Raw genomic sequence first — 10,702 nt, forward strand, 5'->3', positions numbered from 1 at the left:
GAGAAACGGGAAACCCGCGCCGACTTTTTCCCCTCCATCGATGTGACGGCCGGCTACGGCTACTCCCAGCTCGACGCCGAGAGCGGCTTCTTGCAGTCGAGTACGAGCACCGACCTGAGCTACGGTGTGTCGCTCACGTTCGACCTCTTCAACGGCCTCAACCGCTGGCGCCGCACCCAAAACGCCGAGATCCGGACCACGAATGCGCGCCTCGCCGTCGAGGACGTGCGCGCCCGCCTCACCACCGAGCTCACGAGCGCCTACGAGCGATACCAGAATCGCCTCCGGCTCGTGGCGCTGGAGCGGCAGAATCTGGAGGCTGTGCGGGCCAACGTCGACGTGGCCCTGGAGCAGTTCGAGGTGGGGACCATCACGAGCATTGAGCTCCGGGAGGTGCAGGAGCAGTTCATTCAGGCCGAAAGCCGGCTCCTGACGGCGCAGTTCGAGGCGAAGCAGGCCGAGGTGGAACTCCTCCGCCTCAGCGGCCAGTTGCTTGACCAGTATTAGGTCTGGACGGGTGGATGTGTGGAGGATTGGACACGCGCACGTTTGTGCCTCCATCCTTTCGCACCTCCGTCCTTCCGCACTTTCCATACGCCCAACCATCCGCACCTAAATGCGGCAGGTGCGGATGTCGGTAATGATGATGCCGCGGGCGTCGAGTTCAGTGAGGTCGTCCATGATCTCGTTGACGGCGTCGCGCTCTGCCATGGCCTTCACGGCCACCCAGCCGTCCTTGCTAAGGGGCGACACGGTGGGCGACTCGATGCCGGGCGTAATCGTGCGGGCCTCCGGCAGGTGGTCTTCCGGCAAGTCGTACTCGACGACCACGTACTCGCGGGCCACAATGATGCCCTTCACGCGCTCCGCGAAGTGCTGCGCGGCGTCCTGTTTCATGGTTGCCCCGTTCTGGGCGACCAGCACAGCCTCTGTGTTGAGAATGGGATCGCCGATGGTCGCCAGGCCCGCCTCGTCGATGGTGCGCCCCGTCTGCACCACGTCGGCAATCACGTCGGCCACGCCGAGCTGAATCGAAATCTCGACGGCCCCGTCGAGCGAGACCACCCGGGCGTCCACGCCCCGTTCCTCCAGGTCGCGGCGGACGAGGGTATCGTAGGAGGTGGCAATGCGCGTCTCGGCGGTGAAGTCGTCCGGCGTGAGGGCACTGTCCTTGGGGGCCGCATAGCAAAAGCGGGCCGCGCCGAAGCCAAGGTCCAGCACGTGGGTCACGTCCGCCCCGCTGTCGTACGTCAGGTCGAGGCCCGTCACGCCCAGGTCGATGATTCCGTTGCTCACGTAGGTCGCGATGTCGCGGGGGCGCAGAAAGAGGAACTCGACGCCGTGATCGGGGTCGCGCACGGACAATTCGCGGCCGCGGCGGCGGCACTGGTAGCCAGCCTCGTCGGCAAGCTCCACGGCTCCGTCGGCGAGAGCCCCTTTGTTCGGGAGAGCGATTTGTAGCATCTGGGGTAGGTTTGTAAGTGTGGATGGGTGGACGTGTGGAAGTATGGGAGGACCGCTTCCAGCCGTCCATACTTCCAGACCTCCATGCCTACAGGTGTTCGTACACGTCCTCAAGGTCAAGGTCACAGGCAATCATGAGGACCTGGAGGTGGTAGAGGAGCTGTGAGATTTCCTCGGCGGTGCGGTCGGCGTCCTCGTGCTCGGCGGCCATCCACACCTCGCCGGCCTCCTCCAAGACCTTCTTGCCGATGGCGTGCCGCCCCTCGTTCACGGCCTCCACGGTCCCCGAGTCGGGGTCCTGGCGGGCGACCTTGTCGGTGAGCTCGGCGAACAGCTCCTCGAAACGCTTCATAGAGGGGGCTTGGCAATGGGAAGAACGCATCGTGGATAGCATACGGGAGCCGGCCGGCGCCGAAAACGGCGAGACCAGTGATTTTCGAAGAATTCAGGCCGACCCGGAGGCAGCCGACTTCCCCGACGCGGGCTGCTTCCTGCCCGACACGCCCTGTGCCGAGCCTAGCATCTAAGGTCCCGCGTCCGCTCGAGGTATGCGCCCTAACCACTCCCGACCGTAAAGATTCGGAAAGGGGAGGGGGCATCGTCTGGATGTTTTCGGATCGTCTTGGTACAATTTGCCATTAGGCCTCGCCATTCCCTCCGGTTAGTAAACCCATCCACCTGTATCCATGTCCAGCCTCCTTTCGCTTCGCTCCTCGTACACCGCTCGGGTCGACCATCTCCGAGAGGAACGGGCCTCCGCACTGTTGCAGGCGGTTGGGGTAACGAGCTTCGCCCTGCTCACGGCCCTCGGGGCCCAGATCCAGTTCCGCATTTATCTGTGGGAAGTGCCAATCACCTTGCAGACAGCCGCTGTTTACGCAAGCGGACTGTATCTTGGCTGGCGCAACGGACTGCTTGCGCAGCTCCTCTACCTAGCCCTCGGCCTCTTCCTGCCAGTTTACGCCGGGGACGGTTCCGGAGTGGACTACCTTCTTGGGGCCGTGTCGGCAGGATACCTCTTCTCGTACCCCATCGCTGCGGCAACGATCGGGGCCCTCTCGAGGCGATGGAACGCCTTTTCCGGAAGCACGCTCGCATCCATGGCGGGGGCGGCCGTCATCTTTGTGGGCGGCGTGGTGTGGCTGCACTACGCGGCCGGCCACGGCACCTGGATGGAGTCAATCGACAAGGGGTTTCTCCGGTTCGCCGTCATCGATCTCGTGAAGATTCTTGCTGTTGGCGCTCTCTACACCGGAACGCGCTACGCAGCCCGCGGCGGAGCCCCCCCGAAATGAGGGCCGGAGCACAGGGGGACGCCCGTCACGGGGCACGGTTTTACGGCACTGAATGTCTGCATTCTACCCCCCAATGACGGGACAAAAAAGTAGAAGAAAAGAGTAGCTCAATAGGAGTTAGAGCGTCGCGGGATTACAGTTGATGCGCCTGTCCGAAAGGCGGCTCTGCGTTCCGTGAAGCAGGCAACAGACCATGGGATTAAAGAGGTCGTCTTCTTGGGCGTCCAGTCGTCCCGGAAGAACGTATACTTGTCTGCTCTGCTGTGACCGTCATTCTCCAACGAGGTGCTGCGTACCGGAAAAAAGCAGCAGTGACCCCTCTAGGCACTACGCATCGCCAAGGTCCAACTCATCCTTGACGGTCTTGTAGGTCTCCCACGAGATGAGGACAGCATGGGGTTCGTTGTTCTTCTGGATCAGAATGCCGTTATTCGTTGACTGGACGTGATCGATGAGGTCGGAGGTCTCCGATCGCAGCTCCGTAATGGTTGCGACGGCATCTACGCCTTCAGTGTTGTACATCTCTTGGCTAAAGGTTCGCTCATGATGAATTTGGCGACTCCCTGAACGGGGAAAACTATGATCCTTGGTGGGGGCCAAATGTTCGTGCAGCCGGTCTGGAATGGATGATAGAATTCAGGTGTTAACGTAATATTTCTTAGCAAAGGCTGGGAAAAATACTCGCCGACACAAAAACGAAGAGATATTCGCTTTTTCGAGCAGGATGGTTGTGACGGCCACGGATGGCATCGACGTGGTCCCCTGGAGTGCACGGATCGAATCGTCTCATGGGCTCAGCTTCGAGCGTGTGGCAGGCGCAGAATGCCCTCGTTCACGACGATTGGTTCGCCGTGGCGACGAAGTCGGCCCCGTCCGCCAGCCTGCGGATCGGCGAGCCTCCTCTACGAAAACGACTTCGCTCCACTTGCCCCCGCACGACCGGAATGAACGCGGCACCCTGATCGGTGGGTTCGTCTACGCACTGCCTGTAGCTTGATGCCATGTCTCCCTCGTTTCTCGCAGCGTACGGGACCCTCATGCGCTCTGTCGGGGGGCCGGAGCACCTTGGCGGAGCGGATCAGAGGATATTTGTAGCGGAGTGTCGGTTCGCGGGACTCCTCTACGACCTCGGTCGCTTTCCTGGGGCAACGCCCGGCGATGGCACCATCCACGGAGAACTGTTCCGGCTACCCGATCCGCGGGCCTGGACCACGATCGACCGGTACGAAGGATACGACCCGGACCGTGAGAACGCCTCTCTCTTCGTCCGCCGTCGGGTTGCCCTGGAGCACCCGGCCAACCAGACGGCGTGGGTATACTGGTACAACGGCGACGTGTCGGGCCATCCACGCGTCCCCTCCGGAGATTGGGCGGCATACGCAGACGCTAACCCCCAGGAGTAGAAGAAGGATGCACTACTGGTCCACCGGGGGACCGACAGCAGGGAAGCGGTCTCCCTGTCCAGGCGCTCTTCCCCCTGGATCCGGAGAACTTTTGGGACTGAAGAGACCGATTGGGCACGCACCGTGGGCCCTCCGCCGTCGGGCCCCGGGCATGTCCGATCGGTCAGAGAGAGCCCTGTTGGAGGCTCACCGCACGACTGTCACCTTCGCGGTCCGCACCTTCTCGCCGGCCGAGAGTCGGAGGAAGTAGGTGCCGCTGGGAAGGCCGGAGGCCTTAACGCGGACTTCCTGGTATCCCTTCCGTGTTTCGCTGAGGACAGTTCGGACTCGTCGCCCGAGCACGTCGTAGATCTGGAGCGTTACTCCTCGCCGCTCAGGGACCGCAAAGCGGACCGTCATCCGGTTCCGCGCTGGGTTCGGAAAGGGATCGCGGAGCGTGAGCCTGCGGGGGGTGCGATGAAGGGTGACCTCCTGCGAGTAGCTCGCACGTCCGTCTGTATCGACCTGCTTGAGGCGGTAGACGAGGGAATCGGTACCAAAGGACGGATTCGAGTCCGTGAAGCGGTACGTCAGCGGCTCAGAGGCGGTGCTGCCGTCGGTTTTGCTAGGAACAAATCCAATCCCTTTCCAGGACGCCTGACGATTGCCGGCGCTCCAGTCGACCTGTTGGCGCTGCACCTCGAAGCCTGAGTTGGCCCGTTCCGATGTCGTCCGCCATGTGAGACGGACACGGTTGCCGTCGAGGAGGGTGGCATCAAAGCTGGCCAGTTCTACCGGCAACGGATTGCTCGGATCATCGCTCGTCAGCACAAACTCGCTGAACGAATCCGTATCGGCGTAGAGGGTGTCGTCGGAAATGTCCTCCGGGGTGCCGCCGTCGCCGGCGGTTGTCGCTAGTGCCGAGAACGTGCCGGCACCGATGCGGGGACGTCTCTGAATTCGCACGGCGGTCGGGTCGCTAATGCCTGCGAGCGTCCCGACTGCGAGGCGCACCTCCGTCGTGTCGAAGCTGAGGCTGCCACCGATCCCAATCGCAAAGCGATACGCGCTGACGTTCGTCTCGATATCGTCGGCGTCGGTCGGGGGGGCGGAGAACTTCGCGACGGTGATGGTGCCGGAGCCGCTGGTGGAATCGAAACGAAGGTCCACGCCGGTGTCCCCGAAGTCGACGAGCTGCGCCGAGTCGATCGTCGCCGACGCGGAGGCGACCGGCTGGTCTCCCTCCGCGAGATCTTCGTAGAGGGTTGCCGTGGGAAGGCCACTGTCATCTCGTCCGCTAAGGATGAGGTCCTGATCCCCATCCCCCTCGATATCGGATAGATCTACCGAGCCAACCGCCACGTCGTAAAGGCCAGCCGTGACCTCCGAGAAGCGGCCCTGCCCGTCGTTCTCATAGACCATTGTTGAGGGCTGGGGATTGTCCGTGCTAGCGTTCGTGCTGCCGGTAATGATGAGGTCTTGGTCACCATCATCGTCGAGGTCGGCAAAATCGGAAGTGCTGCCCGCAACCCCGGTCAGTCCCGCCGTGGTCTCCGTGAAGCCCCCCTCCCCATCGTTTTCATACACCGCTACTGACGGCCGGGGATCTAAAACGCTACCGGTAGCCCCCGCTACGACGAGGTCCTGATCTCCATCCCCATCGATGTCGCCGAACGTGGAGGAGCCGAGCCCAACGCCACGAATCGAACCGGCCCCGACGCTCGAAAAAGACCCAGACCCGTCGTTTTCATAGACGGCCGCCGTAAACTGGGGAGCGATGAGCCCTTCTTCAGCGCCCGTAAGAACGAGGTCGGGGTCTCCGTCCCCGTCAATCTCGGCGATGTCTGCTGAGCTGATCGCCACGTCGGGAAGGTCGTCGCTGACGCCCGCAAAGTTCCCCGTCCCGTCGTTTTCGAGCACCGTCGTTAAGGGCTGAGGGTTGTTGATGTCGGCACTCGTGCTCCCCGTAATGATGAGGTCCATGTCCCCGTCTCCCTCAAGGTCAACAAAATCGGCGGTGCCGGCCACCACGCCGGTCAGATTCAGGTCTAGTGGGGAAAAGTTGGGGAACCCGTTTCCGGTGGTGTCTCCCACGTTCTTGTAAACCGTGGCGGACGGTCCATCGCCGTCGTCGCCCGTGAGAACGAGGTCGAGATCTCCATCTCCATCGATATCGGCGTGGTCGAGGGCTCCTCTGGCGACCCCCGTCAATCCCGTCTTTACCTCTGTGAAATGACCCTCCCCCTCGTTCTTATAGGCGACGATCGTGGGCCTCGGGCTTTCGCCTGCAGTGGTATCGCCGGCAACGAGAAGATCTTGGTTCCCATCCCCATCGAGGTCAACGAAGCGTGATGTGCTGGTCTGAGCCCCTTGAGGGTCTGGTACGGAAGGAAAAAACAGGGTTGGAATCTCCTGAACGCTCGTTTCTGGGACGCTGGCCGTCCGAGAAGTCGGGGAGAGCGTCTGCGCGGTAGAAGACCTGACGGAGCTCACGCTCAGGAGCACGACCCCGAGAACAAGAACTGCAGGGAGGAGGGATTTTGCCGGCACACATTCCGAGCGCGAAGAAAAGCGTGACGAGACTCCACTATAGTTCCTGAGCATGTCGATCCGAGACGGGTACGCAAAATTATGGGAGAGGCTTCCGCTAATCTCTGCAGGAAACGCTCATGTTCGGGAGTCGGCTACGATCGACGAAAACGCATTGTGGCCCTGCTCTCAACAAGCCCCTCTGGTGGGTGCCTCCCGCTCTGGGGACCCATAACGTTCTTCCTCACGGTGCGATCGGCCCGTGCTGGAGTCCCTGTACCGGACAGGTATTTCTGAGAGGAACAACGAGGCCTCAACGTAAGCAGAAATTTCAGAACACTCAAAGGCGTCACACAAAACAAACGCCTTCCGGCCCCGCATGTGCTTTGCACTGTAGCATAAGCCATTCTCAGCGTCTCCGGGAAAGCAAAAGGGACTGCGGGTGTTCTCGGGGTACCGCTGCCTCAAATGCGCCGGTGTCTATTTGCCGCATTTTTCTCGATACGAGACGTGGATGTTGCGGATTTTGGGAATCTTGGCATCTGCGGTCGTCCTCGGTAAAGAATACATGGGGTCCTGAGCAAGGCCCGGAAACGATCTTCCACTGGCCTGCTATCTTCGAAGGAGGATCGTCCCCGCCTCGCAACACCGGTGTCTCCAACGCTGCACGACTCAGAAGACCGTAGCCTCGTCGATCATTCAAACGAAGAGACGCACATCCTGATGCCCAACGGTGAGCCGGACGAGATCACATTTGTGTTCGAGAATGCAGATGAAGCCCCTACGATTGCAGTGACCGGGGCGCACGGAGGACCGTCGCCGGACGGGGCGTCGGTCGTGGCCAACCTGTACGTGGAGCGGAGCAGCATTCCGCATCACGTGAGCCACCAGATCGACGAGCAGGGGCAGGTGAACCTGGACGAGATGAGCGAGCAGGTCACGCGTGGGGAGGTTACCCGGGAGGTGCAGGCCTCCCTCGTGATGACTCCGGAGCACGCCTTGCAGTTGGCGCAGTGGCTCCAGCAAAATGCCCGACAGGCGATGGAGCAGCGCGATCAAAACTACGGATGAGAGAACGAGGGTCCCCTGGTGCCGCCCAAGCCGGCCGGTGCCCGTGACCGGTAGGCAGGCCTCGGCCGATGGCCCCCGCAGGCGTCCGTGCACCGGCAAGCCGCACAAAGCGACACACTACGGCGCCTCAGCCACGCTCGGCGACTCGGAGGATCGGGGGCTCGACGAACGCCCGTTGGTCGGGGCGTCCCGCACCGACTGGGGGGACGGTTCGGGAAGGCCCCAATACACGAGGGCCGCCATGGCCACCATTGCGAGGGCCCCGCCTGCGGCGTTGCTGGGATAGCCGTACGCGGCGTACGTGGCGCTGGCCACGAAGCTGCCGAACCCAAATCCGGCCTGTCCTACGCTCATCGCAAGGCCCATGAGCAGACCCCGTTGACGGTCCGGCACGAGGGCCGTAATCAGCGACTGCAAGGGGCTCACCCGAATGCCGATCAGGCCCATGGCGAGGAAAAACAGCACGGCCGCAATCATGAAGCCGGTAATGTAGAGCGGGGCAACGGCCATGAGGAGACCGAGGGCCAGCGACGCCCATACCACGATCGGCTTCCGGCCGATTCTATCGGACACTTGTCCCCCGAGCGGGGACGCGAGAATGTTGGCAGTGCCTCCGATGGCGAAGAGCAGGGCGATTTCGTAGCTCGACACCCCCACCGTCGATTCGAGCCACGTGGGGAGGAAGGACGTGAAGAGGCCGAAGCCAGAGAACATGAGCAGGTAGGACAGTACGGCGTTCACCGCGTCGGTCCCTTGGAGGACGGACTGGTATTTTTCGACGAGCCGGCTTGGCGTCAGGCGCTTCTCGTCGAGATCGGCGTCCGGCTGTGGCACGTAGCGCCAGATGAGCACTGCCGACAGGGCCATGGGGACGGCAAACATGAGGAACGGCCACCGATAGCCGAAGCCGGCGGCCAGGACCTTGCCAATGGGAATGCCGGCCACCTGACCGAAGGCGGTTCCACTCATCACCCATCCGTTGGCCCATCCGCGCTGCTCGTAGGGGAAGTAGTCGCCCACGTACGCCACTGATCCACTGGTGAGCATGCCCCCGGCTACGCCGGCGAGCAGACGCATCGAGAAAAGCAGGACGTAGTTCTCCGCCACGGTGTGGAGCACCAGCGTGACGGCCATAAGGGAGGTGCCGTACAGTAGAATGAGGCGGCGCCCGATGCGGTCGGACGCCGGACCTGTAATAAGGGCCGACACCCCCAGCGACAGGGCGTAGGCCGTGAGCAGCATGCCGCGCCAGAACGCGTTGACCCCCAGGCTCGCCGCGATCTCCGGGAGAATGGGCACCATGATGACTAGCTGGCTGCTGGCCGAAAACATCATCAGCCAGAGCGCAAAGAGAATCAGGTAGGGATTTGAGGTGTTCGGATTGGACACGAACAGGGAGAGGGTCTAGAAGAGAAACGGATCTGTACGCATGTTGCGGGGCACCGGTGGCCGGGGCCCTTCGAACACAGAGCCGGGTGTCCGAGGAGACTGTCTGAAGTCAACTTCCAAACATGAAGGGCAGCGTGTCCACATGCAGGCGCGCGCCCGAAATCTTCAGGGAAATTCGTCTTTCCCCATCCGGCGGTCCCTTCCGCCAATCGAATGTCCACATCCGTACACGCCGCGGCGGCGGATGTCATCCCGCACGGACCGGAGCACGGCGGGGCTGAGCGTGGGGCTGTCGGCGCAGGACCCCGGGGCTGCCGGGACGAGCCATGAAGGCGACGGGAAAAGTCCTCCGTTAACACAAGGGTAATCTAAGCATAATTCCCGGATTACACTTGTCCCTTACCAAGAACTATGTCAGGGAAAAATGCATCCGCCCTCAGATCTCGCCGACCGCATCCATTAGAGCCAAGTTGTAGTTAATGACCGATTTCTGGAGCCACGGACTGCTCGCGTCAGTGCTTCTCGTCACTCTCACAGTAGCAGGAACTCACCCGGCCGCTGCGCAGGATGCGGCCTCCCAGGGCCCGGATAAATTAGGATCGGTCACAGGCGTCATCGTCGAGGCTAGCACCGGGGGGCCCCTTCCCGGCGCCAACGTCAAGATCAAGGGGACGACAAGAGGAACGTCCACCGACCTCAATGGACGCTACCGCCTGGAGGGACTGAGTCCAGGGACGTACGACCTTGTCGTTTCGTTCGTCGGGTTCCAGGAGAAAACGGTGACGGGCGTGCAGGTTGAGGCAGGTCAGGCCACGAAGCTTGATGTAAGGCTGCGAGAAAAGGCGGCCCAGCTCGACGAAGTTGTCGTAAAGTCCAAGGCTGCGCGCAACTCAAGAGCGGGTCTGCTGAAAAAGCGAGAGGCTGCCCCCGTTGTCAGCAACGCCGTTAGTTCCGAGATGATGAGCAGAACCGGGGCCTCCACCGCGGCCGATGCGATGAAAAAGGTCACCGGTGCCTCGGTGGTAAAGGACAAGTACGTATTTATCCGGGGACTCGGCGGCCGCTACACCAACACCCAACTCAACGGCATCGACCTGCCTACGGCCTCGACCGAACGGAATGCGGTCCAGTTCGACCTCCTCTCCACCGAACTCCTCAACAACATCACCACGAAGAAAACATACACCCCCAATCAGCCAGGAAATTTTGCGGGGGGACTGATCAACATTGCGACCGAAAGCTATCCCTCGGATTTGAAGTTTTCCGTCTCGTCCTCCGTCGGTGTGGGCACGGAGACGCATTTCACCAGCGGCTTCATTTCGGACCATCGGGGGCAGTGGGATTTTCTTGCCCTCGAAAGTGGCCTGCGGGACCTCCCCGGCATCGTTCAGGGACTCTCGTCAGAGAAGATCCCGACCACGTTCAAGAACGATGTGCGCAATGCGTTCGAAAAGAATGCGAACGGAAAGGCCGCACAAAGGCTAGGAAGCCGACTGAATCGGGTCTCAAGGTCGTTTAACAACAACATGGCGCCGGTGCAGGGCAGCGCGCCGGTCAACCAGAGCTACTCGT

The 10,702-nt window shown here is 61.8% G+C and carries 11 protein-coding genes; 6 read left to right on the forward strand and 5 right to left on the reverse strand.

Going from position 1 to position 10,702, the window contains the following annotated elements; all coding sequences use genetic code 11:
• A partial coding sequence (locus ABEL04_RS12610) for a TolC family protein (protein WP_375802746.1) occupies nt 1-507 on the forward strand: 507 nt, incomplete at its 5' end.
• A 105-nt stretch (nt 508-612) separates the two neighbouring features.
• Here the strand turns inward: ABEL04_RS12610 and hisG are convergent.
• Entirely contained in the window at nt 613-1,464 is an 852-nt protein-coding gene (gene hisG / locus ABEL04_RS12615) for an ATP phosphoribosyltransferase (protein ID WP_375802747.1), read from the reverse strand.
• Between the two features lie 88 nt (nt 1,465-1,552).
• Complete coding sequence (locus ABEL04_RS12620; protein ID WP_375802748.1) at nt 1,553-1,816, reverse strand: phosphoribosyl-ATP diphosphatase; 264 nt, start codon at nt 1,814-1,816, stop codon at nt 1,553-1,555.
• Between the two features lie 31 nt (nt 1,817-1,847).
• Here ABEL04_RS12620 and ABEL04_RS12625 point away from each other — a divergent pair, with 31 nt between their 5' ends.
• Nucleotides 1,848-1,991 carry a hypothetical protein gene (locus tag ABEL04_RS12625; protein ID WP_375802749.1) on the forward strand — a complete coding sequence of 48 codons (144 nt, stop codon included), beginning with the start codon at nt 1,848-1,850 and terminating at the stop codon, nt 1,989-1,991.
• A gap of 159 nt (nt 1,992-2,150) precedes the next feature.
• Nucleotides 2,151-2,759, forward strand: coding sequence for a biotin transporter BioY (locus ABEL04_RS12630; RefSeq protein ID WP_375802750.1), 609 nt, complete (start codon nt 2,151-2,153; stop codon nt 2,757-2,759).
• Nucleotides 2,760-3,086: 327 nt separating this feature from the next.
• Here ABEL04_RS12630 and ABEL04_RS12635 read toward each other — a convergent pair whose 3' ends face one another.
• Nucleotides 3,087-3,281, reverse strand: a complete 195-nt coding sequence (locus ABEL04_RS12635) for a type II toxin-antitoxin system Phd/YefM family antitoxin (RefSeq protein WP_375802751.1) — start codon at nt 3,279-3,281, stop codon at nt 3,087-3,089.
• Between the two features lie 479 nt (nt 3,282-3,760).
• Here ABEL04_RS12635 and ABEL04_RS12640 point away from each other — a divergent pair, with 479 nt between their 5' ends.
• Nucleotides 3,761-4,162: a gamma-glutamylcyclotransferase gene (locus tag ABEL04_RS12640; protein WP_375802752.1), complete on the forward strand. Its 402-nt coding sequence runs from the start codon at nt 3,761-3,763 to the stop codon at nt 4,160-4,162.
• A gap of 186 nt (nt 4,163-4,348) precedes the next feature.
• On the opposite strand, the gene ABEL04_RS12645 is transcribed toward ABEL04_RS12640, so the two are convergent.
• On the reverse strand, nt 4,349-6,745 hold the full coding sequence (locus tag ABEL04_RS12645; RefSeq protein ID WP_375802753.1) for a T9SS type A sorting domain-containing protein: 2,397 nt from the start codon (nt 6,743-6,745) through the stop codon (nt 4,349-4,351).
• A gap of 576 nt (nt 6,746-7,321) precedes the next feature.
• On the opposite strand from ABEL04_RS12645, the gene ABEL04_RS12650 reads away from it, so the two are divergent.
• Nucleotides 7,322-7,741 carry a hypothetical protein gene (locus tag ABEL04_RS12650; RefSeq protein ID WP_375802754.1) on the forward strand — a complete coding sequence of 140 codons (420 nt, stop codon included), beginning with the start codon at nt 7,322-7,324 and terminating at the stop codon, nt 7,739-7,741.
• 117 nt (nt 7,742-7,858) lie between these two features.
• Here the strand turns inward: ABEL04_RS12650 and ABEL04_RS12655 are convergent, their stop codons facing one another.
• Nucleotides 7,859-9,130 (reverse strand): MFS transporter, encoded by a 1,272-nt coding sequence (locus ABEL04_RS12655; protein ID WP_375802755.1) that lies wholly within the window; start codon nt 9,128-9,130, stop codon nt 7,859-7,861.
• A gap of 479 nt (nt 9,131-9,609) precedes the next feature.
• Between ABEL04_RS12655 and ABEL04_RS12660 the strand changes: the two genes are divergently transcribed.
• A partial coding sequence (locus tag ABEL04_RS12660) for a carboxypeptidase-like regulatory domain-containing protein (protein WP_375802756.1) occupies nt 9,610-10,702 on the forward strand: 1,093 nt, incomplete at its 3' end.

This window comes from Salinibacter sp., assembly GCF_042218895.1.
Lineage (GTDB): Bacteria > Bacteroidota > Rhodothermia > Rhodothermales > Salinibacteraceae > Salinibacter.

Coding starts and splice junctions, on each gene's coding strand:
- hisG (WP_375802747.1), bottom strand. CDS start 1,464: ATGCTACAAATCGCTCTCCCGAACAAAGGGGCTCTCGCCGACGGAGCC.
- ABEL04_RS12620 (WP_375802748.1), bottom strand. CDS start 1,816: ATGAAGCGTTTCGAGGAGCTGTTCGCCGAGCTCACCGACAAGGTCGCC.
- ABEL04_RS12630 (WP_375802750.1), top strand. CDS start 2,151: ATGTCCAGCCTCCTTTCGCTTCGCTCCTCGTACACCGCTCGGGTCGAC.
- ABEL04_RS12635 (WP_375802751.1), bottom strand. CDS start 3,281: ATGTACAACACTGAAGGCGTAGATGCCGTCGCAACCATTACGGAGCTG.
- ABEL04_RS12640 (WP_375802752.1), top strand. CDS start 3,761: ATGTCTCCCTCGTTTCTCGCAGCGTACGGGACCCTCATGCGCTCTGTC.
- ABEL04_RS12645 (WP_375802753.1), bottom strand. CDS start 6,745: ATGCTCAGGAACTATAGTGGAGTCTCGTCACGCTTTTCTTCGCGCTCG.